The organism is Caballeronia sp. INML1, from assembly GCF_023631085.1.
GTDB classification, from domain to species: Bacteria; Pseudomonadota; Gammaproteobacteria; order Burkholderiales; family Burkholderiaceae; genus Caballeronia; species Caballeronia turbans.
Map to the genome: position 1 here is coordinate 81,230 of NZ_JALQDT010000010.1, position 26,826 is coordinate 108,055.

Sequence of the window (26,826 nt, forward strand, 5' to 3'; positions counted from 1 at the left end):
TCAGCGTCCCTCACTGGCCGGCGCCGGCGGCGCGCCTCGATGAAACCGCGCGCGCAGCTTGCGGGCGAGCGAATCGAAGCCGAGATAGATCACCGGCGTCGTAAAAAGCGTGAGCAATTGCGACACGATGAGACCGCCGACGATCGCAATGCCCAGCGGATGCCGCAGCTCCGAACCCGCGCCCCAGCCGAGCATCAGTGGCAGCGCGCCGAGCAACGCGGCCATCGTCGTCATGAGAATCGGGCGAAAGCGCAACAGCGACGCCTGGAAAATCGCCTCGCGCGGCGACTTGCCTTGATCGCGTTCGGCTTCGAGTGCGAAGTCGATCATCATGATCGCGTTCTTCTTCACGATGCCGATCAACAGCACGATGCCGATGATGCCGATGATGTCGAGATCGTGCCCGGTGATCATCAGCGAGAGCAGCGCGCCGACGCCCGCGGACGGCAGCGTCGAGAGAATGGTGATCGGGTGGATGAAACTCTCGTACAGCACGCCGAGCACGATGTACATCGTCACGATGGCCGCGAGAATCAGGAACAGTTCGTTCGACAGCGACGCCTGAAACGCGAGCGCCGCGCCCTGGAAGCGGATCTGGAACGATGCGGGCAGGCCGATCTCCTCTTTCGCCTGCTCGATCGCCTTCACCGCTTCGCCGAGCGACGCGCCCTTGGCGAGATTGAAGGAGACGGTCGTCGCCGGGAACTGGCCGAGGTGCGTGACGAGCAAGGGCGCCGCGCGCTCGTGGAACTTCGCGATGGCCGACAGCGGCACCTGTCCGTTGCTCGCGGTGGAGGAGGGCAGATAGATGCCGTTGAGCGTGTCGCTGTAGTGCGCGTCGCTCGGTTCGGCTTCGAGAATCACGCGGTACTGGTTCGACTGCGTGAAGATCGTCGAGATGATGCGCTGGCCGAACGCGTCGTAGAGCGCGTTGTCGACGGTCGCCGGCGTAATGCCGAAGCGCGCGGCGGTCGCGCGGTCGATCTCGATGTACACCGACTGGCCGTTCTGCTGCAGGTCGGTGGCGACATCGGTGAGGATCGACGTGTGCTGCAGGCGCTCGACGAGCTTCGGCACCCATTCGGCGAATTCGGACGGATTCGGGTCCGTCAGCATGAACTGGTACTGCGTCGGGCTGACGGTCGAATCGATCGTCAGATCCTGCACCGGCTGCATGTAGAGCTTGATGCCGGGAATGTCCGCGACTTCGCTCTGGATTGTGCGGATGATGTCGCTCGACGTATTGCTGCGGTCGTCGCGCGGCTTCAGGTTGATGAGCATGCGCCCGCTGTTGAGCGTGATGTTCGTGCCATCGACGCCGACGAACGAAGTCAGGCTTTCCACGTCCGCGTTCTGCAGGATTTTCTGCGCGAGCGCCTGCTGCTGCTCCGCGACGGCCTGATACGACGCCGCCTGCGGCGCCTGGGTGATCGCCTGGATCACGCCGGTGTCCTGCGTGGGGAAGAAGCCCTTCGGGATGTACACGTACAGCACCGCGGTGCAGATGAGCGTGAGCACGAAAACGAGCAGTGTCGCGCGTTGACGCTCGAGCACCCAGTTCAGCGCGACCGCATATCGCCCGATGACGTAGTCGATGAACTGGTGTGCGCGCGCTTCGAAGCGCTTGCTTTCTTTCGGCGGCGTGTGGCGCAGGAGCTTGGCGCACATCATCGGCACGAGCGTGAGCGAGACGATCGCCGAAATGACGATGGTCACCGCGAGTGTGATTGCGAATTCGTGGAAGAGGCGGCCGACCACGTCGCCCATGAAGAGCAGCGGAATCAGCACGGCGATGAGCGAAACCGTCAGCGAGATGATGGTGAAGCCGATCTGCTTCGACCCCTTCAACGCGGCTTCGAGCGGCGATTCGCCTTCCTCCACGTAGCGCGCGATGTTCTCGATCATCACGATGGCGTCGTCGACGACGAAGCCAGTCGCGATGGTCAGCGCCATCAGCGAGAGGTTGTCGAGCGAGAAGCCGCACAGATACATGATTGCAAGCGTGCCGACAAGCGAGAGCGGCACGGACAAGCTGGGGATGATGGTCGCGTAGACGTTCGCGAGGAAGAGATAGATCACCAGCACGACGAGCACGACGGAAAGCGCGAGCTCGAACTGCACGTCGCGAACCGATGCGCGGATGGTCGTGGTGCGGTCCGTGACGACGCGCACGTCGAGCGCCGCCGGCAGCGCTTGTTGCAACTGCGGCAGAATTTTCTTGATACCGTCGACGACCGCGATCACATTCGCGCCCGGCTGGCGCTGCACGTTCAGGATGATCGCGGGTGTCGCGTCGACCCACGCGCCGAGCTTCGTGTTCTCCGGTCCCTGGACGATGCTCGCGACGTCCGTCAGCATGACCGGGCGGCCGTTGCGATAGGCGACCACCGCGCTCTTGTAGGCGTCGGCGTCGGTGAGCTGGTCGTTCGCGTTGATCGTGTAGGCGCGCGTGGGGCCGTCGAAGTTGCCCTTCGGCGTGTTGACGTTGAGGTTCGAAATCGTCGTGCGCAGATCGTCGATGTTGAGGCCGTAGGAGGCGAGCGCGCGCGTGTTCGCCCGGATGCGCACGGCCGGACGATTGCCCCCGCTCACCGACACGAGGCCCACGCCCGCGACCTGCGAGATCTTTTGCGCGAGACGCGTGTCGGCGAGATCCTGCACCTGCGTGAGCGGCAGTGTCTTCGAGCTCACCGCGAGCGTCATGATCGGCGCGTCGGCGGGGTTCACCTTCGCGTAGATCGGCGGCGCGGGCAGATCGGACGGCAGCAGGTTGCCCGCCGCGTTGATGGCCGCCTGCACTTCCTGCTCGGCGATATCGAGCGGCAGGTCGAGGCTGAATTGCAGCGTGATGACCGATGCGCCCGCGGAGCTCTGCGACGACATCTGGTTCAGGCTCGCCATCTGCCCGAACTGCTTTTCGAGCGGCGCGGTGACACTCGATGTCATCACATCCGGCGACGCGCCCGGATAGAAGGTCTGGACCTGGATCGTCGGATAGTCGACGGCGGGCAGCGCCGAGAGCGGCAGGAAGCGCAGCGCGACGAGGCCGACCAGCATGATCGCCGCCATCAGGAGCGCCGTGCCGACCGGACGCAGGATAAAAATGCGAGATGGGTTCATGCCGGATTCGTTACGTAATGCTTGCGGTTACTGCTGCTGCGACTGCTGACGTCGATGCCCGCCGTGCCGCGCCCCCGATGCCGCCGAAGCCGGCGCCGCCGCCGATGCGCCGGAAGCACCCGATGCCGCCTGCGCCTTTTCAGCCGGAATCGTGATCTTCGCGCCTTCCTTCAGGCGGTCGGAGCCGTCGATCACCACGCGCTCGCCCACTTGCAGCCCGGACTTGATGCTGGTGCGCTCGCCGTCGACCGGGCCCGCCTTCACGTTGCGCACCGTGACGGTGTTATCCGGCTTCACGACATAGACGAACGAGCCGGACGAGCCGTTCAGCACCGCCGAAGTGGGCACGATGGTCGCGTTCTTGATGACATCGACGAGCAGCTTCGTGTTCACGAACTGATTCGGGAAGAGCATGCTTTCCTTGTTGTCGAAGGTGGCGCGCAGCTTCACGGTGCCGGTGGTCGTGTCGATCTGGTTGTCGACGGTTTCGAGGTAGCCCGCTTCGAGCGGCGTCGTGTTCGAGCGGTCGTATGCGGTCACCGACATCTTCGTGCCCGCGTGCAGCGGCTTGAGAATCGCGGCGAGGTTGTCCTCGGAGGTCGTGAAAATCACGCTGATCGGCTGCAACTGCGTGATGACGACGACGCCGTTGGTGTCGCCCGTCGTCACGTAGTTGCCCGGATCGACCTGGCGCAGACCCACGCGCCCCGACACCGGCGCGGTGATGCGCGCGTAAGTCAGATCGAGCTTGTAGGTATCGACGTTGGCCTGATCGGACTTCACCGCGCCTTCGTACTGCTTCACGAGCGACGCCTGCGTGTCGACCTGTTGCTTCGCGATGGAGTCCTGCGAAAGCAGCGTCTGGTAGCGCTGCAAGTCGAGACGCGCGGTCTGCAGCAACGCCTGGTCTTTCGCGAGCGCGCCTTGCGCGTTGCGCAGCGAGATTTCGTAGGGACGCGGATCGATCTGCGCGAGCACGTCGCCTTTCCTGACCATCTGGCCTTCCTTGAACGCGACGTCGACCAGCGTGCCGTTCAACTGCGTCTTGACCGTGACGTTTGCAAGCGGCGTGACGGTGCCAAGCGAATTGATGACGACGGGCATTTCGCCTTGCGTGACGGTCGCCACATGCACCGGCTGCGGCTGGTTTGCTGCTTGCGCGCCGCGCCGTCCGCCTTGACGCGCGTCCTGCGAGGCGCCCGTGCCGCCGCCGCTGCCGCGATTCCACGGATGCCACCACGCGAGCGCGCCGGCGACGACCAGGAGCGCGACGATGAGCGGAACCATCCGGCGCCGCCGTCGTGCGGGTTCGATGACGGCGGGCGTTGGAGGCGTCGGGCGCGGCTGCGCGGGAGGATTCTTTTGGTCGTCCATCGGTTCGGTGGCTGGGTCTTTCAAATCTGTACGGAGCGCGGACGGGCGGCGATCACGGTTCGGTCGCGCAAAGCGATGCGCCGCGCGCATGAACCGTGACTCAAGCGGGGACCGTGAAAATGGCGGGGCCGTCGAAAGCGTCTGGAAAGCCTGCCTGTCAATTCAGGCGGGGAGCCCGGCGCGGCCCGGGTGCGCGCGAAGCATGATGCTACGTCCCGCACCGGGGGCCGTCTACCGGCCATTCTTTCTGTTGATTACGACTGTTACATGCGCGCTGACGCGAGCTTTCGACGGGCTTCGTCGCGCGCCGCGCAGAGGCGTGGTCGCTTAGTCTAACCGGCGGCGTGTGCGCCGTTGGTCGCGCGCGTGCCGCCGATCTCGCGCGTGATCTGCTCGACGCAATCGAGCAGCGCCGGCGCGACTTCTTCGATCAGTACGTCGTGCGGGCACTGATGCGCGGCGCCGCCGCAGTTGACCGAATACCGTTCGCCGGACGGTCCCACGAAGCCCGCTGCGACCGCGTTCAGCCCCTGATGCCATTCCCCGACGGAGAGGGCGAAGCCGAGGCGCAAGGCATCGTCGAGGCCGTGCTGCAAGCCACCCGCGATGGCCGGCCAGTCGTCGCCCGATGCGGTCTGCAAACTGCCGATGAGCGCGCGCCGGTCCGGTTCCGACAGCACCGCAAGGTATGCGCGGCCGACCGCCGTGCGGCTCAGATCCATCCTGCCACCGACTTCCAGTCGCGAGACGAGCACGGCGGAGCGAGGCCGGATGGCATCGATTACAACCATTTCCAGACGATCGCGCACGGCGAGGTGAACGGACAACCCGGTTTGATCCGCGAGCCGGATGAGGAACGGGCGCGCCCGTGCACGAATATCGAAGTTGCGTAAGAATCCGTTGCTCAGCTCGAGAACCGATGCGGTGAGCACGAAACGCTCACTATCGGGCAACCGGAGCAGCAGACCGGCACCGACGAGCGTCGCGGTGATACGCGAAACCGTCGGCTTGGGGATGCCGGTCCAGTCGGTCAGTTCGCGATTGCTCACAGGCGCGTCGGCGGCGGCGATCCGGCGCAACACATCGAGCCCGCGCGCGAGCGCCGTCACTTCCTCGCCGTCTTTCTCACGGACGCGCTCTCTGGATGAGGACTGCTCATTGGGCATAGGCATTCGTTTTGTGAAACATTGTTTTATTTGATGGCGGGCGCAATTCTACCGGGCGACACGGCCAAACTTGCAAACGATGCAAGGCTTCACGATAAGCTGCATACACGATGAAACTTTTACGCCGACTGCCGTGCCTTGAACGAAACTTGGGCAGTTGCCCGAACGGCGAAATTTTGCTTGACTTAGGCAGCGATCCCGGAAAAAATGGAACCGAATTTCGAAACCGAAGGTGGCGTGCGCGTCGGCGCTTTCCGCTCAGGGCTCGAAAGACAGGCTCTCAGGTTCTAGCACGGCCCTCGGAATGGCTAGAACTTTTAAGGCGCTACGGCAACGTAGCGCCTTTTTTTTCGTCCGTGCGTTCGCTAAAACGCTTTGACGCAAATATACCCGAAGGGCAATAGAACTGAATCGATCGTGCGCAATCCTCTAGATCGGGATGCCGCGAGCGAAGGGGAATGCGAGGAGGGAAACCGGCGGCGTAGATCTTCGCCGGTCGACGGCAAACGCGGCGCATAGTGCGCCGCGTCGAGGGAATCAGTACATGTTGTTGAACACGCGCGGCTGCCTGAGGAGGCGCTTGCCGCGCACGATCCAGTAGACGCTCGCGCATACGAGCAGCAGGGCGACGGCCAGTACCACAAGCGGCGAAATACGTTCCGGCGCGGGCGGGTTCGTTGCGATGAACAATGCCGTGAGAAATGCCGCGCCTGCCTGATAGAACGATCGGCTGGCGAGATTGCGGCGCATGCGGGGCGTGGCGAAGCGGGAGACGGGCGCGCGAGTGAACGGCTCGAACAACATCAACCCTGCGACCAGGGCGACAGCGACATTCATGAGAAGCATGGTGCGAGACTTCGTGGAGGCTGGAACGTCGGCGAATATATGCCACTGAAGTAGGCACCAAAAGCAGAAGTCTCTTAAATATAGAGGGAAAATTCTATTTCCCGTTTGCTACTTCAGTTCCGCGTCGCGCTGGTTGCCGAAAGGCCAGCGCAATCTTCGCGCGCCAGCCAGGTTCCCCTGCGATGCAAGGTTTCAGAGTTCGATGCGTGTGCCGAGCAGCGCGAGAAATTGCCTGATCCACGCGGGATGAGCAGGCCATGCGGGCGCGGTGACGAAATTCGCATCGGTCACGGCGTCGTCCACTGCGATATCTGCGAAGGTCGCGCCGGCGAGCCGCACTTCGGGCGCGCAGGCCGGATAAGCGGAAATGCGTCGTCCCTCGATCACGCCTGCGGCCGCGAGCACCTGCGCGCCGTGGCAGACAGCGGCGATCGGCTTGTTCGACCGCGCGAAATGGCGCACCAGTTCAAGCACGCGATCATCGAGTCGCAAATACTCCGGCGCGCGCCCGCCTGCGATCGCGAGGGCGTCGTAACCGCCCGGATCGACATCGTCGAAGCTCGCGTTGAGCGTGAAGCGGTGGCCGGGCTTCTCCGTGTAAGTCTGATCGCCCTCGAAATCATGGATCGCCGTTTTCACGTAATCGCCGCGCTCTTTGCCGGGGCACACCGCATCGACCGTATGGCCGACGGCCTGCAGCGCCTGGAACGGGACCATCGTTTCATAGTCTTCGGCGAAATCGCCGGTGAGGAAAAGAATCTTCTTCGCAGCCATCGCTAGCCTCGTCAGTGAATGGGTTGTCGGATGCACCGTGCGGCGTGCAAGGCGCACAACGCGGACCAGTCTACTATTCAGTTGCGCGTCGCATGCGACACGGCGGAGCAGCATTCCGGAGAGACTGCGCCCCGGCAGCGTATGATGTGCGCGAGTTTTTTGAGATCACGAAACAGGCAGAAGGTAACACCATGCAAATGACTCCCATGAGCCGCATCGCCGTGGCGCTCGCGGCGCTCGGCGTGCTGGCGGCGTGCGAGAAACACGACGCCACCGCGGGGCAAGCCGCGGGCGCATTCAACAACCTCGCGAGCCAGACCAGCCAGAAGTTCGACCAGGCGGCGAGCTATGTCGGCCAGAAGGTCGATGCGGCCAGGCAGTCGGCGCAACAGAATGTCGATGGCGCCGGATCGATGCCCGATGTGTCGGCGAGCAGCGTCGCCGCGACGGCGCGATCGAACTTCGACAGCGCGGCGAGCGCCACGAATGCCGCCATCAACAATGCCGCGAGCGCGACGGGCGCCGGCCTGCAATCGGCGGGTCGCAAGCTGCAGGAATGGTCCGCGAACGGCGGCGCATCGAATCCGCAGGCGAGCGCGCAGGGCTCGGTCGCAAGCCCGGCCGCCGATGGCAGCGGCGCCCGCACCGAGATGGACAAATAGCGCGAGCCGATGCCGGCATCAGCGCTCATTCGTCTGAAAAAATCACGCGAATCGGCTTAACATTCCGTTACGTCCCCGTTGGGCGGTGTTCCTGTCACAGCCGCTAAACTGGCGGTCTTTCAGAATCGAGACCGTTATGAAGTCACGCAAGCTCGCGCCTGCACGCGCGGCGGCGTCTGTCGCGATCTCCTGGATGGCGGCGCGCGTGCGTTGCAGCGCCGCGCTCATGCACCATGCGTCGCGCGCTCTTTCGCTCGTCATGTCGTCGGTGCTTGCCGTGCTCGTCGCGTCGATCGCGTTCGCGGCGCCCGCCGCACAGGCGGCTCCCGCGCTCACGCTGCCCACTTTTCAGGAACTGATCACGCCGGCCGCGCCCGCGTCCGCGCCGGATGCCGCGTCTGCGCCCGCCATGTCCGATGCCGAGATGCTGCGCTCGCTCGACAACATCATCTCCACGCTCGACAGCGACAAGCAGCGCGCCGCGCTCGTCTCCCAGTTGAAGCACTTGCGCGATGCGAAGCGCGCTGCCGATGCCGCGGTTCCGGCGTCCGGCCCGGCCGCGGCTCCCGCGACGGCGGACGCCGCGGCAAGCAGCACGGCCGCCTCGGGCGCGACGCCGACGTCCGGCTCGACGGCCTCCTCGGTCGTGGCGACCATCGCGCAGAACGCGGGCCTGCTCGGAGCGATCGCGTCGGCGCTCACCAATATCGAAGCCGACGTGAAGCGCGGCAAGACGCCCTTCGCCTATTGGATCGGGCGCTTCAACGCGGCCGGCAACGAGCTTTTCACGATCGTCACGAGCCAGAGCCGCGAGCCGTTCGGCCGCACGCTCTTCAACTTCTTCGCGACGCTGGCGGGATGGGCCGCGTGCGCGATGACGCTGGTCTATCTGCAGCGGCGCGTGCAGGCGCGTTATGGCATCGGCGCCGGCCTGCACTCGAATCCGACGACGCGCGAGTTGCTGCTCTTCGCGCTGCGCCGTGTGGCGCCGTATCTCTTCGCGTTCTTCGCCGCGCTGACCTTCACGCACTACATGCCGCTTTCGCTCGGCCGCACGCTCGCGATGGTCACCGCGTACGCAATCGTCGCGGGCGCGGTGTTTTCCGCGATCTGCCTCATCATGTTCTCGCTGTTCGGCTCGGCGCACCGGCGCGTCGCGGTGAACCTGCTGATCCTTCGCGCGCGCCGGCTGCTCTTTCTGATCGGCACGCTCGGCGCGCTCGGCGACGCCGCCGCCAACTACGACGTCGCTCAGCAACTCGGCACCAATCTGGCCGGGCTCATCTCGACCTGCGCGAACATGGGCGCCGCGGGCCTCACCGCGTATTTCGCGCTCGCGTTCCAGCGCCCCGTCGCGCATCTGATCCGAAGCCGAAGCTACGAGCAGCGCAACACGCGCAAGGCCGCGACAGAAACCTTCGAAGTCGTCGCGTCGCTGTGGCAACTGCCGCTGCTGTTGCTCGCGTCGGCGTCGGTGGTGGCGACGCTGATGGGCATTGGCACGTCGGAGAATGTGTTGCAGATGGCGATCGCGACCGCGGGCCTGCTCGTCGTCGCGTTCTTTCTCTCCGCGATCATCGTGCGCATCACGCGGCCCAGGTCGCGCAAACCGCGCCGGCAATCGGCCTATGTGCGCAGGCTCGTCAAGTTCGTCGGCACGATGATCGTGGTCGGCGTGTGGCTCGTGTTCCTTGAACTCTCGTCGCGTTTCTGGGGCTTCTCGCTCGCCCACATGGCCGAGGAGAGCGTTGCCGCGCGCGGCATCACGCACGCGGTCGCGATGATCGTGCTGACGTTCTTCGTCGTATGGCTGATCTGGATTCTCATCGACACCGGCATTCAGGAGGCGCTCAGGCCGGACGCGGCACGGCGCGGCGGGCGCGGTCCGAGCATGCGCGCCCGCACGATGCTGCCGCTCGTGCGCAACGTCGTGTTCGTGTTCCTGCTGACGGTCGCGGCGATCGTCACGGCCGCCAACCTCGGCCTGAACGTGACGCCGCTGCTCGCGGGCGCGGGCGTGATCGGTCTTGCGGTCGGTTTCGGCGCGCAGTCGCTCGTCGCGGATCTGATCACGGGGCTTTTCATCATCATCGAGGACACGATTTCGGTTGGCGATTCGATCGAGGTCGAGGGCGGCCACGCGGGCATCGTCGAAAGCCTGACGATTCGCACCGTGCGCCTGCGCGACGGTCAGGGCGCGATCCACGCGATCCCGTTCTCGCAGATCAAGACGGTCAAGAATCTGTCGCGCGATTTCGCATATGCGGTGTTCGAGGTGCGCGTGCCGTTTACCGCCGACGTCGAGGAAGTGACGCAAATGATTCGCGAAGTCGGCGCCGATCTGATGGCCGATTTCCGCTATCGGCTCGAGATGCTGGGACCGGTCGAGGTGTGGGGGCTGGACCGCTTCGATCCCAACTGGATGGTCGTGAAGGGGCAGATCAAGACGCGGCCGCTGCAGCAATGGAGCGTCGCGCGGGCGTTCAATCTGCGCATCAAGCGCAAGATGGACGAGGCGGGCATGGAGATTCCCGTCCCGCAGATGCACGTGCAGATGACGCGCGATGCCATGCTCGGCGCCGACGCCGCCGAAGGGCGCGGGCGGCGCATCTGGACGGGCGAAGCGCCGCCGGCCGCACACGAAGAGGAACAGGCGGTCGGCCCGGGACTTTCGCGTGAGGCGAAGGTCGCGGCGGCCGCGGCGCGCGACGTTTCCCACGAGCCGCAGCCGGCGCCTCCGCCGACCGATCAGTCCGTGCCGATTCCGCCGCAGATTCCGACGGCCTCCGAGCCGGGGAAAGGCTGAGCTTTCTTCAGGCCGCCAGCAGATCGTTGACGTGCGTCGAGATCTGCTCGCCCGCGACGCCGTAGACATGCAGCGAGACGGCGCGCGCGGCGGCATCGGCGGGAAGGCCGAGCTGATGAATCGCGCCACGTCCCGCGTCCACATACGACACCGCGCCCGGCGGGCGTGGATGACGCCGCGTTTTAATCGCGCAGTGCTCGAGCGCGTCCCAGCGATAAAGCGTTTCTTCGAGCGTGCCTTCCATCACCGCATAGCCGCACCACGTTCGATGACCGTGCACCGGGCTCGCCTGGCCCGGCGCCCAGACGAGCGCGGCGATCGCATAGCGGTCGAGCGGATCGGCGGCGAGCAGATGGCGGCAATAACTCTGCGGATTGCTTGCGCGCTGATCCGGACGCAACAGGCCCGGATCGGCGATCGCCCGTTGCAGCGCCAGGCGCACGCGCTGTCCGAACGAAGCGCGCGGCCCCCTTTCGGCGGCAGAGAAAGCGGCATCCAGCTCGCGGCATAGTTGCTCGAGCGCCGCGCTCTGGCGGGAAGCCGGACCGGAAGCCGGCGCAGCCGGAGAAAAGGGCCGCGCCGGGCGGCTGACATGTTCGAGTTGCATAGTGGAAGGGCCGTCTCTTCGTTGTTGCCTGTTGCACTCATTTATACCGGCTTGCCTCCAGAATAAGTTTCCATATAATTTCGCTCGACCATCGAGAAATAGAATAATTTCCTATAAGGGGTGCAGCATGGGAATGGACCTCATCGACCGCAAACTGCTCGAGTTGCTGCAGAACGACGTGACGATGCCCATCGCGGAACTCGCGCAACGCGTGAATCTGTCGCAGACGCCGTGCTGGAAGCGCGTTCAGCGCCTGAAGGAAACGGGCGTGATCCGGGCGCAGGTGGCGCTATGCGATCCGAAGAAACTGGGCGTCGGTACGACGGTGTTCGTCGCGGTGCGCACGAATCAGCACACGCAGACGTGGGCGGAGGATTTCACGCGCGCGGTCCGCGACATTCCGGAAGTGGTCGAGGTGTATCGGATGAGCGGAGAAACCGACTATCTGCTGCGCGTCGTGGTGTCGGATATCGACGACTACGACCGCGTGTACAAGCAGCTCATTCGCGCGGTGCCTCTGTATGACGTGAGTTCCAGTTTCGCGATGGAGCAGATCAAGTATTCGACGGCGCTGCCGGTGAGGCCGACGCTCGCGCCGTGAGCGTTCGCGAGCGCATCAGCTCAAGATGATCAAGCGATGCGGGGCGCGTTCGCCGCGCATGCATGAAACAAAAAGCCGCCCGGGAGGGCGGCTCAACACGTCCGGTCACAAGGTTATCCCGACACCTGCCCTTGCCGCCCTCGCCGGGATCGGACGCGCATGGAATCGAAATCAGTATCGTCGTCCGGACGGGAGCCTTTCAAGCGGCGCGGTGCAGCACAGAATTTCGCCGTCGGCGTGCGCGTATCGAAACGACATGAGCCGAAGTGCGGCGAACCGCATCAGCGGGTGCTGGACCGATATGCCTCGCAACCCAACTGAAACCCAACGCGAGTACCATGTCGGGTCTTTCCCGAAACGTCGCCACGAACCTTTTCATGAACCACGATTCCCGCGATCCTCGCCGCCCGGACGGTAAGCCGAAGAACCCGACCCGCGCCGTCAGCGTGTTCATCGTCGTCGTGGTGCTGCTCGTGATCGGCACGATTCTCTTCAACGCGATTCGCGAAAAGCGCGAGTTCGATCAGCAAAACGCGCAACCGTCCGCGGCAAGCGACGTGCGCCCCGCGGTGCCCGCGATCGGCGCATCGCAGTGACGCAATAGCACGTCGCGTTCAGACCGGCAGGCGAATCTGCGCCGCGTCCTTGCCGATGAGCGATGACGCGGTCAGCATCTGTTTGCATTGATGCGCGAGCAGCTTGAGATCGTGAAGCGCATCGGCGGGCAGCGCTTGCGCGCGCTCGGCATCGACGACCATCTTGTCCAGATCGCGCCGCAGTTCCTTGAGCGCGTCCGTCTGTGCGGGCGGCGCATCGGGCCCGGGCGCGGCAGGCAGTTCGCCGACGGCGCCGGCGAGATTGTCGCGCACGATGCCGAACGTGCGCTGCACCGGTTCGAACGGCTGGCCGCCCGCTTCGTTGAGCGACTGCAGGAGCGGCGCCACAGCGGTGATCTGCGAGGCGAGGACATGGCTTTGCACGAGCAGATCGTTCAATTCGGCGACATACCGTTGCTGCGCCTTCGGCTCGAGCATCATGCGCTGGAACGCTTGCGCGAGATTGGCGAAAGCGATGTGCACGTTCTTGCGCGCGAGCCGATAACGGAAGTCACGATCGAGCGCGGTGGCCGCGACCGTTGCCGCGGCGGACGCGCCCTTGCTCGCCGTGGCCGCCGTGCTTTCCCCGATACTCACCGACGACAACCGCTGCGCCGTGGCACTCGCGGCTTTCATCTGCGAATCGACGACCAGCGCCGGATCGAGCGGCGGCGTGACGGTGCCCGGCTCGCTGGCCGCGACCGCCGTGATGGTCACCGTTTGCGCGGGCGCCTCGACAGGCAACGCCGCCGCCACCGCGCCGGCGTTGGCATCGGCGAACACGGCGCGTTCGACGGGCGTTTCCACCGCCGATGACGAAGCCGCGCGCGCCTTCTCGGCCTGCGTGGCCGGCTTCGCTTTCCACCACCAGCTGGCTTCCAGATAATTGCGCGTCGCGGCGAGCAGATCCTTCACGAGCTTGCCCATCAACCGGTATTCCCAATAAGGGAAGAGATGGCTCGCCGCGATGGCGATCGCGCAGCCGACCACGGTGTCGATCGCCCGCTCGCCGATCAGCCGCAAGCTGCCGGGCGCGAGCAGATGGAACATCAGAAGCACATACGACGACGTGAACACGACGCTCGCCGCATAGTTGAAGAGCAGGAGGCTATAGCTCATCACCATCGACGCGAACATGACGACGAGCAGGATATGCGGCTCTTTCACGAAGAGAATTAGCGCGATGGTCACCGCGCAGCCGATCGCCGTACCGATGATCCGCTGCGTATTGCGCTGCTTCGTGAGCGAATAGCCGGGCTTCAGAATGATGACCGTCGTCATCACGATCCAGTACGCGTTCGTGAGCGGCAGCAGACGTCCGAGCCAGTAACCGATGCCAACCGCGATCGTTACGCGCAGCGCGTGGCGAAAGCTCGGCGAGGCCATCGTGAGATTCGAAAAGATCTGCATGAACGGCACGCGCCGGCTCGAAATGAACCGCGACAATGCGTGATCGATCTGCACTTCGGTCTCGATCGGGCTCGCGTCGTCGCGTGTGCGGCGACGCATCTTGTCGATGAGTCGCGTCGCGCTCCAGAGCCGCCTGAACACCGCCGCTGCCGCCGTGTACGCTTCGGGATTCTTCTCCGGCAGGCCGTGCTTGCGCATCAGTTCGAGTTCGTATTCGATCGCGCGCAATTCGGCCTTCATGCTGATCTGCCGCCCGGCCGGCTTGTTCTGCAGCACGGCGAGGCCGATTTCCTCGAGATCCGCGCTCGCCTTTCGCATCAGATCGCGATAGAAGATGAGCACGTCCGAGCCCGCGAAGGTCTTTCTGACGAGCGGATAGTCCGTGTGCGCGCCGACGAAGAACTCGTGCAGATCCACCACGTTGATGAAAAGATTGAAGAGCCGCGCGCGCCGCGCGTCGAGCTTGCCGCTTTTCACTTTCGGCAGGTTGCGCAGCACGATGTCGCGCGCCGCGTCCTGCCGCTCGACGGCCGCAATCTGCTTTTCGATGAGCACGCGATAACACTCGTCGAGATCGGCGTCGCCGTCATAGAACTCGGCCCGCGCGAGCAGGTACTCCGCGCAACTGAAAATGCTTTCGGCGAGCGCCTGCTGCTCGATGCGATACACGAGCAGGCGGCTCACGAGCGTCGCCCAGTAGGTGTACCAGAGGCCGCCCACGAGAATCCACGACGCGTTGATGAGCGCCTGCAAGGGCGTGAAATGCTCTTCGAGCGTGACGACCATCATGAAGAGCGTCGCGAAGCTGATTTGCGGCCAGCGATTGCCATAGACGACGATCAGCGACAGCACGAAGGTCAATGGCACGATGGTCAGCCAGAGCGTGAGCGGATGCGCCGTCGCGATTCCTGTTGCGAGCGCCGCAAGAAAGCCGATCAGCGTGCAGGCGAGCATCTCGTTGTGCTTGTGCCTGAGCGGCCCGGGCATGTCGACGACGCACGCGCCGAGCGCGCCGGTTGCGATCGTGAAGCCGAGCTCGCGATTGTCGAAGACGATGAGCATGAGGACGGCGGGCAGTGACACGCCCAAAGCGATGCGCAAGCCGCCGAAGAAATACTGGCTGTAGATGAACTTCCTGATTTCGAACGAATAACGCATCGACTTCCTGTCTTGACGCTCGTTGATGTTCTAAGGGGACGAGGCGAGAAACGAGTCTAACCCAACTCACCCGGGCTTCGACCCTCGGCCATTCGGCCAGGTTCTCGCCGCCGCGCCCGCTTTGCTATGCTGGCGCCTGAACGTTGCAAAGCTTTTCAAATCCCCCCATTTCAAGCCGCAAAGCACGCCGCTTCCATGCTCGAACTCTTTTATTCGAATCGTCACGAGACGCTCGCCGCGGCGCTCTTCGAGGACCTCGACGCGTTCGCGATGCGCGAGAGCGATCCCTTCGCGCGCGAAGCCGTCATCGTGCCGAGCGCGGCCGTGCGGCGGCGGCTCGAACTCGACATGGCCGAGCGCTTCGGCATCTGCGCGAACGTCGATTTTTGCTATCTCGCGCAATGGCTTTGGGCGCAGATCGGACGCGTGCTGCCCGTGCCCGCATATTCGCCGTTCGCGCCGGACCGGCTTGCGTGGCGCTGCTACCGGCTCTTCGAGGATCCGTCGATCGGCGATTCGGCGCGGCTGTCCACGTATCTCAACGCCGCCGACGACTCGATGCGCTACGAGCTAGCGCGCCGCATCGCGACGGTTTTCGATCACTATCTGACGTATCGGCCCGAGTGGCTCACGCACTGGCAGGCGGGCGGCTCGATTCTCGCGGGCAGCGGCGCCAGGACCGATGCGCGCGGCCCGCGTCTTTCCGGCGCGAACGATATTCAACGCGAGGACGAGCGCTGGCAGGCGGCCCTCTGGCGCGCGTTGCTCGCGGATCTCGCACGCGATGCGAACGGCGACGAGAAAGATCCGACGCCGCCCGCGTACCGCTTTCTCGCCGACGCGCCCGGCCTCGACCTCGATGCCGTGATGCGCGCGCAATGGCCGCGCCGCATCAGCGTGTTTGCCTTGCCGACAATGCCGCCGCTGCATATCGCGCTGTTGCGCGAGCTGTCTCGCTGGATCGACGTGCGCGTCTATGCGCAGAATCCCTGCCGCGAGTTCTGGTACGACATCGTGAGCGCGGCGCGCGTCGAGCAGCTCGAGCTGAAGGGCGAAGCCGATTATCAGGAAGTCGGCCATCCGCTGCTTGCCGAATGGGGCCGCCAGACGCAGGCGCAACTGCACATGCTGCACGAGCTGACCGAAAGCGCGGCCTCGAGCGAGCGGCAACTCTTCGAGGACAATCCCGCGCCCACGTGGCTCGCGCGCGTGCAGAACGGCATCCTGGCGCTCGATGAAGAGAACGCGCAGCCGCAGCCTGAAACGATCGTGGAGAACGGCATCGAAGTGCATGTCTGTCATAGCCTGTCGCGCCAGCTGGAAGTGCTGCACGATCGTCTGCTCGACTGGTTCGACGACATCGAAGGCCTGGAGCCGTCTGATGTGCTCGTCGCGTTTCCGGACCTCGCGGTGGCGGGGCCGCTCATCGACGGCATCTTCGGCACCGCGCCCGCGAGCGCGAGCAACGAGCGGCGGCGCATTCCGTATCGCATCACGGGCCTGCCGCCGTCGCAGGCGAATCCCGTCGCGCGCGCGCTCATCGACTGGCTCGCGCTTACCGAGCGCGGCGTCGGCGCGCCCGAACTCGTGGAATGGCTGCGTGTGGATGCGATCGCGGCGCGTTACGGCATCGACGCGATCGCGCTCGAAACGGCGCAGGCATGGCTCGCCGCCGCGGGCGCGCGTCGTGGGTTACGGCCGGACGAAGTCACCGCCGCGGACGTGCCCGCCGCGCGCCACACATTCGCCGATGCGCTCACGCGTCTTTATCTCGGCTACGCGTTGCCCGAGGGCGGGTCACCGGTAGGCGAGTGGCTGCCCATACAAGGCGCGAACGGCTCCGATGCCGAATTGCTCGGCCGTCTGACGCGCTTCGTCGACGATATCGACGCGTTCGCCGAGCGCATCGCGACGCCGCGCACCGCGCGCGCGTGGGGCGCTTTGCTGCTCGATGCGCTCGAGCGTTTCTTCGACGCGGGCATCGCATTCACCGACGCCATCGGCGACGTGCGCCGCGCGGTCGATTCGCTCGTCGCCGCGATGGACGAAGGCGCGGGCGATACCGACGTATCGGCCGCCGTGATCCGCACCGCGCTCACCGATACGCTCGACGATCCCGCGCGCGGCGGCGTGCCGTGGGGCGGTGTCACGTTCTCGTCGTTGACGAGCCTGCGTGGCCTGCCTTATCGCGTGGTGTGCCTGCTCGGCATGGACGACGGCATGCTTCCGAGCCTCACGCGCGCCGACGAGTTCGATCTGATGGCGTGTTTCGGCAAGCTCGGCGACCGCCAGCGCCGCGATGACGAGCGCAACCTGTTCCTCGATCTCATGCTCGCCGCGCGCGATCGGTTAATGATCGCGTACACGGGGCGCAGTATCCGCGACAACGCGGTGCTGCCGCCCGCCGCGCTCATCGACGAGCTGCTCGACTATCTCGCGCAGTCCGTCGCGGGCAGGCATGCCGGACCCAGTGAACTCGCAGAGGCCCGCGCACGTTTCGTGTTCGAGCACCCGTTGCAGCCCTATGCGCCGGACTATTTTCACGCGCACGGCAGGCTCTTCACCTACGAGCCCGAGCGCGCCGAACTCGCTCGCGCACTGGAGTCGGGCAAATCGCAGCCCGTCGCGCGGTTTTTCTCCGCGCCCTTGCCGCAGGAGGACGACGTCGCAATTGTCGCGTTCGACGACTTCGTGCGCTTCTGGCGTCATCCCGCGCGCGCGCTGTTGCGTGACCGTCTCGGCATCGCGCTCGTCGATGCCGAAGCCGAGCTCGACGAGACCGAGCCGTTCGAACTGGGCTTCGCGGGCCGCGATGCGCTCGCCGCGCGCGTGCTGCCCGCGCTGCTCGAAGCCGCCGACGAGGGCGACCGTGCCGCACGCGAACGCGCGAGACGCGTCGCGCGCGCGAGTCCTGAAATGCCCGGCGGCGCGACGGGCGGCGTGTGGCAGGCGCGCGAGCTTCACGCGCTCGGTCAACTGGCCGAACGCGTGCGCGCTTCGACGTCCGCGGGTGTCGAGCGTCTGCCGTTCTCGCTCGATCTCGCGCCGCGCTGGCCCGACACCGCCGGCATCGCGCTCTTCGGCGCACACGACGACGCACTCATCGACATTCGTCCGATGACGCTCGTCGGCACGCTCAATGCGCTCACGCCGCAAGGCCAGGTGATCTATCGCTACGACACGCCGCGCGCGCGGGATTACTTGTCCGCGTGGCTCGCGCATCTCGCGTATTGCGCGGCGCTCCCCGATGGCCCGCGCCGCACGATCTGGCACGGTCGCGGGGCGCAATCGGCGGATTTCGCGCTGATGCCCGTCGCCGATCCGCTCGCGCATCTCGCCGCGCTGGCGGCGCTCTATCGCGCGGGACGACGCATGCCGCTCAGGTTCTTTCCGAAAAGCGCGTGGCTCAAGGTGAAAGAGGGCGATTCGAAAGCGCAGGCCGCGTGGGAGTCCGAACGCACACACGCCGAATCCGACGACCCGGTGTTTCGCATCGCGTTTCGCGGCGCGGATCTCACGCTCGACGATGCCTTCGCCGCGCTCGCGCGCATCGTGTTCGAGCCGCTCGTACAACATCTGGAAAGCGCCGCATGACGAATCTCACGGCATCCGTCGATGACATCGGCGTGCAGGAACTCGATGTCTTCGCTTGCGCGCTCGATGGCGTGAACCAGATCGAGGCTTCCGCCGGCACGGGAAAGACCTGGAACATCTGCGCGCTATACGTGCGGCTGCTGCTCGAAAAGCGCCTGTCGGTCGAGCAGATTCTCGTCGTGACTTTCACGAAGGCCGCGACCGCCGAGTTGCACGAACGCATCCGCTCGCGGCTCGCGGGCGTCGCGCATGCGATCGAAAACGGCGATGCGGCCGGCGATCCGTTCATCGAGCAACTCTTCGAAACGACGCTCGCCGCAATCGACGCAAACGAGGCCGCGAAGCGCTTGCGCATCGCCGTGTCGACGTTCGATCAGGCCGCGATCCACACGATTCACGCGTTCTGCCAGCGCGCGCTGCAGGAAGCGCCGTTCGCCGCCGCGATGCCGTTCGCGTTCGACATGGAAGCCGACGACAGCGCGCTGCGTTTCGAGCTCGCGGCGGATTTCTGGCGCGAGCGCGTGGAGCCGGTCGCGGCGCGCACGCCGTCGTTCGCGTCGTGGCTCGTCGCGAAGGGCGCGGGACCGGCATCGCTCGATGCGCAGCTCGCCCGGCGTCTGAAAAAGCCGCTCGCTGCGCTGCGCTTCGGTGATACGGACGCCGCCGAATCGGCGGACATGCAGGCGCTGTTCGATGAGGCCTGCGCGTTGTGGCACGCCGAGCGCGACACGATCGCGAAGCTGCTCTTCGACGCCGAGGCCATCCTCAACAAGACGACGCACAAGCGCACGATCATCGATGCGGCGATCGACGCGTGGGCCGACTATTTCGCCAGCGCCGACTGTCATGCGCCGCCGCCGAAGGAAGCGCTCAAGCTCACCGCCACCGCGCTCGCGAAGGGCACCAAGGGCAAGCACCCGCCGCCGGTGCACGCGTTCTTCGATCAAGCCGATGCGCTCGCCGTGACCGCCGCCGCTGCCGAGGCGTCGCAGCGCGCGATGTGGCTCGGCATCGTGCGCGAATGGCTCGATCACGCGCCCGCAGAACTCGCCGCACGAAAGCGCGCGCGCCGCGTCGTATCGTTCGACGATCTGCTGTCGAACCTGCATCACGCGCTCGTCAGGCACGCGTGGCTCGCCGAGGCGTTGCGCGCGCGCTATCCGGCGGCGCTCATCGACGAATTCCAGGATACCGATCCGCTGCAATACGCCATCTTCAACCGCGTGTTCGCGCCGCACGGGCCGCTTTTTCTCGTCGGCGATCCGAAGCAGGCGATCTACAGCTTCCGCGCCGCCGACCTGCACACCTATCTCGCCGCGCGCGAAGGCGCGAGCGCGCGTTATACGCTCGCGGTCAACCAGCGCTCGACGCCGCAGATCATCGAGGCGTGCAATCGCGTGTTCGAAGCGAATCCGGCGGCGTTCATTCTCGACGGGCTCGACTATCAGCCGGTGCGTGCCGGCACCCGCAAACGCGGGCCGTTCGTCGACGCCACGCCGGCCGCAGCTTATTCCGACATCGCCGATTTCTGTGTGTGGATGCTGCCGGACGGCGAATCGGCGCTATTGAAAACCAGCGCGCAGCGCGACGCTGCCGAAGCCTGCGCCGCCGAGATCGCGCGGCTGCTGCGCGGCGCGCAGCGCGGCGAGGTGACGATCGGCCGCGCGCCGCTTTCGGCGGGCGATATCGCGGTGCTCGTCCAGACGCATCGGCAGGGGAGCCTCGTGAAGCGCGTGCTTGCCGCATGGGGCATCGGCAGCGTCGAGCTCGCGCAGGCGTCGGTGTTCGGCTCGCCCGATGCAGAGCAGATCGAGCGCGTGCTCGCCGCCATCGACACGCCGGGCGACTTGCGCCGTCTGCGCGCGGCGCTCGCAACCGACTGGTTCGGGCTCGACGCCGCCGCGCTCTGGCGGCTGGAGCACGCGGACGCGGCCGATCCGCACGGCGCGCCGATCGATTCCACGAGCTGGGTCGAGCGCTTCTCGCGTTATCGCACGATCTGGCACGAGCGCGGCTTCGCGGTGATGTGGCGCACGCTCGCGCGCGAGTTGTCGATCGCGACGCGTCTCGTCGCGCGGCCCGACGGCGAGCGCAGGCTCACGAACGTGAATCATCTGGCGGAGTTGCTGCAGGCGCGTTCGGCCGAACAGCCCGGGATCGCGCCGACGCTGCGCTGGCTTGCCGCGCAACGCGAGCAGCAGGGCGGCGGCGAGGAAGCGCAGTTGCGTCTCGAATCCGATCGCAATCTCGTGCAGATCGTGACCGTTCACAAGTCGAAAGGACTGGAATATGCGGTCGTGTTCTGCCCGTTTTTGAACGACGGCGCGTCACGAGATTCGTCGAAATCGGGCTTGCCCGACGCGCGCGAGTATCACGACGACACGGGCGAAGCCGTGCTCCATTACGGCATCGAAGGCGAGCATGACGATCGCGTGAGCGCGCTGATCGCGCGCGAGCAGGCGGCCGAGCGCGCGCGTCTCGTCTACGTCGCGTTGACGCGCGCGGTGTTCCGCTGTTACGTCGTCGCGGGTTTCTATGTGTCGAACCGTTCGACGAAGGAATCGCGCCGCAGCGTGCTCAACTGGCTCGTCGCGGGCAACGGGAAAGACTTCGATGCGTTCTGCGAGGCGCCGCCCGAGGAAGCGGACATCGTCGCGGCCTGGCATGCGGTCGCCGCGCGCTCGGGCGGCGCGATCGGCGTCGCGCCTCTGCCCGTGATCGACATGCGCGAGCCGCTCGTCGCGGATGCCGCCCATCGCCACGAAATCGCCGCGCGCGTGAATCAGCGCATCCTGCGCGATCGCTGGCGGATGGCGAGTTTCAGCGCGCTGATCGCGGCCGGCGCACGCGACGAGGCGAATCAGGCGCAGCCCGTCGAAGCGCGTCCCGATCACGACGAACTCGCCGCGCTCGATGACGCCGCGCGAATAGCGGCGTCCCCACGCGACGATTCGCAACTCGCCCCCGACGACATTCTCGCGTTCCCGCGCGGCGCGGCGGCGGGCGAGTGCCTGCATCGCATGTTCGAGCTTGCGGATTTCACCGAGCCATCCGGCTGGCCCGCTGCCGTCGAGCGCGCGCTGCACGAGCATCCGACCCCTGCGCCGGAAGCGCTCGCTTCGCGCCTGCGTCCGATGATGCTGCGCCTGCTCGCCGATACGGTCGCCGCCGAGATCGCGCCCGCCATGCGGCTGCAAACCATCGCGATGACGCGCCGCATGAACGAGCTGGAGTTTCTGTTTCCGGCGCAAGCACTCGATTTCACCGCGTTGCGGCGTTTGCTGGCCGCGCACGGCTTTCCCGACGTCGCGCTCGAAAACGGCGCGCTGCGCGGGTTCATCAAGGGATTCATCGACATGATCGTCGAGCATGAAGGCCGCTACTGGATCATCGACTGGAAGTCGAATCATCTGGGCGATGCCGCATCCGACTACGCCGCCGCGCCGCTCGCCGCGGCGATGGCGGACCATGCGTATCACCTTCAGGCGCTCATCTACGTGGTGGCGCTGCATCGCTACTTGCGCGCGCGTCTGGCGGACTATGCATACGACACGCATATCGGCGGGTACCTGTATCTCTTCGTGCGCGGCGTTCGTCCCGGCTGGCGTGACGGCGAATCGGCAAGCGGCGTGCATCGCGGACGCCCGTCGCTGGAACTCGTCGAAGCGCTCGATCGCCTGATGTCGGGAGGCGCGGCATGAGCACGCTCGATGAAATTGAAGCGGCGCGCCCCGTGCCCGCGCTTGCGGACGAAAGCGCGGCCCTCGCCGAAGGCTTCGCGCGACGCCTGAGCGCGCTCGCGGCGCGGCTGGGCGCAAACGAGCGCGGCGTGCTGTGGGCCGAGCGCGCCGCGCTCGCGATGAGCCGCGCGACCGCGCAAGGCCACGTGTGCCTGTCGCTCGCCGCGCTCGCCCGGCGTCACGACGCACGCTTCGCCGAAGCCCGCGACGCGCTGCTCGCGAGCGGCGTCGCGTGCCTCGCGCGCAGTGACGCACGCGCGGACGCCGCCGATCTGCTGCCGCTCGTCATCGACGAGGATGGGCGGCTTTACCTCGCGCGCTATTTCGATTACGAGCGGCGGCTGGCCCGGGCGCTCGTCGAACGCTCGCGCGATGCGCGCGCGCCCGTCTCGCGGGAGGACATCGCGCAACAAGCCGGGCGCATTGCGCGTTATTTTGGTCCGGGCAAGGACGACGACATCGACTGGCAGCGCGTCGCCGCGCTCTCGGCGCTGGCCGGACGGCTCACGATCGTGAGCGGCGGGCCGGGCACCGGCAAGACGACGACGGTGGTCGGCGTGCTCGCGTGCCTGCTCGATGCCGATCCGGAACTGCGCATCGCGCTCGCCGCGCCGACCGGCAAAGCCGCGCAGCGCATGCAGGAGGCGCTCATCGAACGCGCGGACAAACTCCCGCCGGAACTCGCGGAGCGCCTGCCGCGGACGTCGTTCACCTTGCAGCGGCTGCTCGGCGTGCAGTCGGACGGGCGCTTCCGGCATCATCGCGACAATCCTTTGCCGTATGACGTCATCGTCGTCGACGAAGCCTCGATGATCGACGTCGCGCTCGCGGCGCATCTGCTCGAAGCGGTCGCGCCGGCGAGCCGTCTCGTGATGCTCGGCGACAAGGATCAGTTGTCGGCCGTGGAAGCCGGCGCGGTGTTCGCCGAGCTGAGCGCGCAGCCGTCGTTCAGCGTCGCGGGTGTGGCGCGCATCGCCTCGGCACTCTCGATCGATGCGAAGCGGCTCGAAGCCGCGTTGCCGCATGCGGAAATGCCGAAGCGCCAGCCGCAACTGGGACTTTTCGACGCCGCGCCCGTCGACGATTCCGAAGGCTACGGCGCGCTCTTCGATACGCTGCCCGGTGACTGGGGCGACGCCGGCAAGGAAGGGGAAGCCACGCTCACCGATTGCGTCGTCTGGCTGCAGAAGAATTATCGCTTCGGGCTGGACTCGGACATCGGGCGTCTTTCGATCGCGATTCGCAACGGCGACGAACAGGCCGCGCTGGATGCGCTCGATCCATCCGGCGCGCGCGCGGCCGTGCTTTTCGACGACGGCGACGCTGCGCTGTCCGAGCGCACGCTCACCCGTCTCGCCAACGGCTTCGCGCCGTATGCCGATGCGCTCTGCGCCGTGCTCGACGGCACACAAGCGGATCACACGCGGCTCTTCGACGCGCTCAATCGCTTCCGCGTGCTGTGCGCGACACGCAAGGGGCCGCGCGGCGTCGATGAAGTGAACGCGCGCATCGCGGCGAAAGTGCGCGAGCAGGCCGGCATTGCGCTTGCGCTCGGTGCACAGTGGTTCGCCGGACGGCCGGTGATCGTCACGCGCAACGACTATGCGCTCGGACTTTTCAACGGCGATATCGGCATCGCTTTGCCGGGCGCGGACGGCTCGTTGCGGGTCGCGTTCCGCATGGCCGATGGCGCGCTGCGCTACGTGTCGCCCGCCGCGCTGCCGCCGCACGACACCGCGTTCGCGCTCACGGTGCACAAATCGCAAGGCTCGGAATTCGAGCACGCGGCGCTGGTGCTGCCCGGCACGTTCGTGCGCGTGCTGTCGCGCGAGCTGGTGTACACGGCGATCACGCGTGCGAAGCGCAGGGTCGAAGTGATCGGCTCCGCGGCGATCTTCGCGCAGGCCGTCCGGGAGCCGACGCGGCGCGATTCCGGGCTCGCCGCGAGAATGCGGCGTCTCACATGAACGCAGGACGACAAGGAGCCGACCGATGACGATGACCGACAGCTTCGCCGTGCCGCCGAACGAAATCGAGCTGACGGCCGTGCGCGCGCAAGGCGCGGGCGGTCAGAACGTCAACAAGGTGTCGAGCGCGATCCATCTGCGCTTCGACATTCGCGCGTCGTCGCTGCCGGAGCACATCAAGGATCGCCTGCTCGCGCTCACCGACAGCCGCGTCACGCGCGAGGGCGTGATCGTCATCAAGGCGCAGGAGCATCGCACGCAGGACATGAATCGCGCGGCGGCGCTCGCGCGGCTGGATGAGCTCATTCGGAGTGTCGCCGTCACGCGGCGCAAGCGGATCGCGACGAAGCCGACGCGCGCATCGCAACGGCGTCGCGTGGAGAGCAAGGTGAAGCGCGGTGCGATCAAGGCGGGAAGGGGGCCGGTGCGGGGGGATTGAGTTGGACTTGATCGGAAGCAGAAGGACAAGCGGCGAGCGTCTTTCTAGTAACGATCAACGATCGTAAGTTCGTCGTTATTTTTTAGCGATGCCAGGCGGCGGTCCGGGTTTTCACTGGCGTATCGGTTGACTGCGCAAACATGTTGCCGCATTGCATTCGGGGTCGTGCTGATTGCAGCGGCTGTAATGCTGTCCGCTTGTACCATCGTTAATATCAACGTATGCGACAGAGGCGGGCATGGCCTTCCAACGCTCAACCGCCCGCCGCGCTTATCCCCGCGCACGCTCGTAGAACTCTCGCGACACGCCCCGAAGCCTGAATACCCTCCCTGCTGGAATCCCTACAAGAAAAAGCAGAAGGCCCACGCCTAAAACGCTACATGTCCAGACGGCGCCGGCATCCGATGCGATCATCGCGACTTCTATCAGGGGCAGTAGAGACCCGAACACCGCTGCATACGAAACCGGCCAAAATTCGGGTTCGGGCCTTTTGGCCTCTGCAATCTCGGCGTAGCCGTTCCCCACGAGATTCAAGCGTAAGCCTTCAGCGTCCGGCATCGCGACCAGTTGCGGCCCCTGTCCGAATTGAACCGTCTGTGCGGCCAGCGCTTGCAACAGCAGCGGACTAGCCGGTCCCGGCACGCCTAGCGCCTCATCGAGGTCAATCAAGGTCAGAGCCGGTTCGCTATCCTTCGCAATGGCCCGCACGATATGACCGTCCCGTTTCGCCAGGTTGCTGACCCATAGATTGCGCAGCCGTTTAAGGGGCGTCGGCTCGGCCGTCTGCAATGTCTTGAGGGCAGCGGCGATTTCGTCGGTCGTCGTGGGAATTGAGCGGAACAGCCGCGCCTTGACTTTAAGCTTCGTATCTTCAAGCATCTGCCACGAGCCGAACAGAAGCCCGAGCGCCGCCTCGGATACCGTGGGGGCGCCGTCCTCGTTGAACTGACACGCTAGCATCAGGCATAGGTCCGGCATGATCTTTCGCTCTCGATAGCCGTAGTCATAGCGCACCTTCTGGTTTTCCATCCATTCGTCAAGAATGCTCGGCACGTCCTTCATCGTGTAGCGAGACAGGGCGATGTGCTCATGCGCGATTTCCAGCCTTTGAAGCACGGTGCGCAAGACTGCCAAATGGGCATCCTGCGTTGACTGAAGGGCAATATGCACCGTTCGCTTTCCGGTGAAGCGCTGAAGCGTTCCGACAAAGGGCGTAACGAGTTGCGTCAGAACGTCCTCAAGCTTCGTATCAACGATGACATCCCCTTCGGCTTGCAAGCTCAGCACCTTGCCTTTGTTCGTCGGTGCGCTTCCCTCCAGCCCGAGGACGCGCTCGGCAAGCTCAACCTCGGGCGTAAGCGTCACGGTATCGAGAATGCACAGGTTCCACTGTGACCACGCGCGCCAATTGTTGAAGTTGTCTGTACAAAGAAAATTCCACAGGTCTGCGCGGTCGTTCCAGTCTTCGGATGGCAGATAGAGCAAGCCGCAGAGCGCGCCCCAGACCAGAAGCGGCAGGCCCAGCGCAAAGCCAAAAAACTTCGCCGATACGATCGAGGCGCCTTGTTTCCAGTTCAGAATCGTGATGATGAAGCCCGCTATGAGCAGCACGACAAAGGCAAACACCGCTATCCAGATGGACGGCGGTTCGATGTGCTTTTCCTCGGGAACGTTTGGAACGCGCCATGTCCTCATGCGATGTCCATTCCCTTGGTAGTAGCGTGGACAACGCTGCCGCATCGGGTCAGACATCCATCGGCGACCCACTTGCGACCGTCTTCCTCATAACCTTCGCCGCTTTCAATGATGGGGTTGTCTCCGTGTTGAGGGCACGTAACGATGTCATGCAGCAGCGCGACCATGCGCCCATCAATGTCGAAGCTGGAAGAGGCGGTTTTGACGACGCCGCCATGTGAGGTCGGATCGCCTTTGCATACTGGGTTTTTCATGTTCAATCTTTAGGAAC

At 65.4% G+C, this 26,826-nt stretch carries 16 protein-coding genes and 1 pseudogene; 8 read left to right on the forward strand and 9 right to left on the reverse strand.

Features of this window, described 5'->3' with window-relative positions; translation table 11 throughout:
- The 5 genes and pseudogenes from NCR38_RS04425 to NCR38_RS04445 form a co-directional block, all read right to left on the reverse strand.
- Positions 1-3,123, reverse strand: a pseudogene (locus tag NCR38_RS04425) (MdtB/MuxB family multidrug efflux RND transporter permease subunit); the annotation flags it as partial.
- Positions 3,124-3,147: 24 nt separating this feature from the next.
- On the reverse strand, positions 3,148-4,494 hold the full coding sequence (locus tag NCR38_RS04430) for an MdtA/MuxA family multidrug efflux RND transporter periplasmic adaptor subunit (RefSeq protein ID WP_061119923.1): 1,347 nt from the start codon (positions 4,492-4,494) through the stop codon (positions 3,148-3,150).
- A 332-nt stretch (positions 4,495-4,826) separates the two neighbouring features.
- Positions 4,827-5,660, reverse strand: a complete 834-nt coding sequence (locus NCR38_RS04435) for an IclR family transcriptional regulator (RefSeq protein WP_061119922.1) — start codon at positions 5,658-5,660, stop codon at positions 4,827-4,829.
- 537 nt (positions 5,661-6,197) lie between these two features.
- Complete coding sequence (locus tag NCR38_RS04440) at positions 6,198-6,506, reverse strand: hypothetical protein (protein WP_061119921.1); 309 nt, start codon at positions 6,504-6,506, stop codon at positions 6,198-6,200.
- Between the two features lie 192 nt (positions 6,507-6,698).
- Positions 6,699-7,280 carry a DJ-1/PfpI family protein gene (locus tag NCR38_RS04445; RefSeq protein ID WP_061119920.1) on the reverse strand — a complete coding sequence of 194 codons (582 nt, stop codon included), beginning with the start codon at positions 7,278-7,280 and terminating at the stop codon, positions 6,699-6,701.
- 191 nt (positions 7,281-7,471) lie between these two features.
- Between NCR38_RS04445 and NCR38_RS04450 the strand changes: the two genes are divergently transcribed.
- Together NCR38_RS04450 and NCR38_RS04455 are read left to right on the forward strand one after the other, a co-directional pair.
- Positions 7,472-7,942: a hypothetical protein gene (locus NCR38_RS04450; protein ID WP_061119919.1), complete on the forward strand. Its 471-nt coding sequence runs from the start codon at positions 7,472-7,474 to the stop codon at positions 7,940-7,942.
- A 136-nt stretch (positions 7,943-8,078) separates the two neighbouring features.
- Complete coding sequence (locus tag NCR38_RS04455; RefSeq protein ID WP_061119918.1) at positions 8,079-10,748, forward strand: mechanosensitive ion channel family protein; 2,670 nt, start codon at positions 8,079-8,081, stop codon at positions 10,746-10,748.
- Positions 10,749-10,755: 7 nt separating this feature from the next.
- On the opposite strand, the gene NCR38_RS04460 is transcribed toward NCR38_RS04455, so the two are convergent.
- Positions 10,756-11,355, reverse strand: coding sequence for a cysteine dioxygenase family protein (locus NCR38_RS04460; protein ID WP_061119917.1), 600 nt, complete (start codon positions 11,353-11,355; stop codon positions 10,756-10,758).
- A gap of 133 nt (positions 11,356-11,488) precedes the next feature.
- Here NCR38_RS04460 and NCR38_RS04465 point away from each other — a divergent pair, with 133 nt between their 5' ends.
- A complete protein-coding gene (locus NCR38_RS04465; protein WP_086961356.1) occupies positions 11,489-11,956 on the forward strand; it encodes an Lrp/AsnC family transcriptional regulator in 468 nt (155 codons plus the stop codon).
- 377 nt (positions 11,957-12,333) lie between these two features.
- Entirely contained in the window at positions 12,334-12,552 is a 219-nt protein-coding gene (locus NCR38_RS04470; protein WP_061119916.1) for a hypothetical protein, read from the forward strand.
- A gap of 18 nt (positions 12,553-12,570) precedes the next feature.
- Here NCR38_RS04470 and NCR38_RS04475 read toward each other — a convergent pair whose 3' ends face one another.
- Complete coding sequence (locus tag NCR38_RS04475) at positions 12,571-15,120, reverse strand: FUSC family membrane protein (RefSeq protein WP_061119915.1); 2,550 nt, start codon at positions 15,118-15,120, stop codon at positions 12,571-12,573.
- A 195-nt stretch (positions 15,121-15,315) separates the two neighbouring features.
- On the opposite strand from NCR38_RS04475, the gene recC reads away from it, so the two are divergent.
- The 4 genes from recC to arfB are packed head-to-tail and all read left to right on the forward strand — an operon-like array spanning position 15,316 to position 24,860.
- A complete protein-coding gene (gene recC, locus NCR38_RS04480) occupies positions 15,316-18,714 on the forward strand; it encodes an exodeoxyribonuclease V subunit gamma (RefSeq protein ID WP_061119914.1) in 3,399 nt (1,132 codons plus the stop codon).
- On the forward strand, positions 18,711-22,415 hold the full coding sequence (gene recB, locus NCR38_RS04485) for an exodeoxyribonuclease V subunit beta (RefSeq protein ID WP_250476501.1): 3,705 nt from the start codon (positions 18,711-18,713) through the stop codon (positions 22,413-22,415). The genes recC and recB overlap by 4 nt, the downstream gene beginning before the upstream one ends.
- Positions 22,412-24,421, forward strand: a complete 2,010-nt coding sequence (locus tag NCR38_RS04490) for an AAA family ATPase (protein WP_061119912.1) — start codon at positions 22,412-22,414, stop codon at positions 24,419-24,421. Before recB ends, NCR38_RS04490 begins: the two co-directional genes overlap by 4 nt.
- Positions 24,422-24,446: 25 nt before the next feature.
- Positions 24,447-24,860, forward strand: coding sequence for an alternative ribosome rescue aminoacyl-tRNA hydrolase ArfB (gene arfB / locus NCR38_RS04495; protein WP_409219257.1), 414 nt, complete (start codon positions 24,447-24,449; stop codon positions 24,858-24,860).
- Between the two features lie 270 nt (positions 24,861-25,130).
- On the opposite strand, the gene NCR38_RS04500 is transcribed toward arfB, so the two are convergent.
- Entirely contained in the window at positions 25,131-26,555 is a 1,425-nt protein-coding gene (locus NCR38_RS04500) for a hypothetical protein (RefSeq protein ID WP_061119911.1), read from the reverse strand.
- Complete coding sequence (locus NCR38_RS04505) at positions 26,552-26,809, reverse strand: PAAR domain-containing protein (protein WP_086961353.1); 258 nt, start codon at positions 26,807-26,809, stop codon at positions 26,552-26,554. The genes NCR38_RS04500 and NCR38_RS04505 overlap by 4 nt, the downstream gene beginning before the upstream one ends.
- Between the last annotated feature and the right edge of the window lie 17 nt (positions 26,810-26,826).

What these genes read in the sequence shown, in the direction of transcription:
- NCR38_RS04430 (WP_061119923.1), bottom strand. Translation starts at nt 4,494, where the DNA reads ATGGACGACCAAAAGAATCCTCCCGCGCAGCCGCGCCCGACGCCTCCA.
- NCR38_RS04435 (WP_061119922.1), bottom strand. Translation starts at nt 5,660, where the DNA reads ATGCCCAATGAGCAGTCCTCATCCAGAGAGCGCGTCCGTGAGAAAGAC.
- NCR38_RS04440 (WP_061119921.1), bottom strand. Translation starts at nt 6,506, where the DNA reads ATGCTTCTCATGAATGTCGCTGTCGCCCTGGTCGCAGGGTTGATGTTG.
- NCR38_RS04445 (WP_061119920.1), bottom strand. Translation starts at nt 7,280, where the DNA reads ATGGCTGCGAAGAAGATTCTTTTCCTCACCGGCGATTTCGCCGAAGAC.
- NCR38_RS04450 (WP_061119919.1), top strand. Translation starts at nt 7,472, where the DNA reads ATGCAAATGACTCCCATGAGCCGCATCGCCGTGGCGCTCGCGGCGCTC.
- NCR38_RS04455 (WP_061119918.1), top strand. Translation starts at nt 8,079, where the DNA reads ATGAAGTCACGCAAGCTCGCGCCTGCACGCGCGGCGGCGTCTGTCGCG.
- NCR38_RS04460 (WP_061119917.1), bottom strand. Translation starts at nt 11,355, where the DNA reads ATGCAACTCGAACATGTCAGCCGCCCGGCGCGGCCCTTTTCTCCGGCT.
- NCR38_RS04465 (WP_086961356.1), top strand. Translation starts at nt 11,489, where the DNA reads ATGGACCTCATCGACCGCAAACTGCTCGAGTTGCTGCAGAACGACGTG.
- NCR38_RS04470 (WP_061119916.1), top strand. Translation starts at nt 12,334, where the DNA reads ATGAACCACGATTCCCGCGATCCTCGCCGCCCGGACGGTAAGCCGAAG.
- NCR38_RS04475 (WP_061119915.1), bottom strand. Translation starts at nt 15,120, where the DNA reads ATGCGTTATTCGTTCGAAATCAGGAAGTTCATCTACAGCCAGTATTTC.
- recC (WP_061119914.1), top strand. Translation starts at nt 15,316, where the DNA reads ATGCTCGAACTCTTTTATTCGAATCGTCACGAGACGCTCGCCGCGGCG.
- recB (WP_250476501.1), top strand. Translation starts at nt 18,711, where the DNA reads ATGACGAATCTCACGGCATCCGTCGATGACATCGGCGTGCAGGAACTC.
- NCR38_RS04490 (WP_061119912.1), top strand. Translation starts at nt 22,412, where the DNA reads ATGAGCACGCTCGATGAAATTGAAGCGGCGCGCCCCGTGCCCGCGCTT.
- arfB (WP_409219257.1), top strand. Translation starts at nt 24,447, where the DNA reads ATGACGATGACCGACAGCTTCGCCGTGCCGCCGAACGAAATCGAGCTG.
- NCR38_RS04500 (WP_061119911.1), bottom strand. Translation starts at nt 26,555, where the DNA reads ATGAGGACATGGCGCGTTCCAAACGTTCCCGAGGAAAAGCACATCGAA.
- NCR38_RS04505 (WP_086961353.1), bottom strand. Translation starts at nt 26,809, where the DNA reads ATGAAAAACCCAGTATGCAAAGGCGATCCGACCTCACATGGCGGCGTC.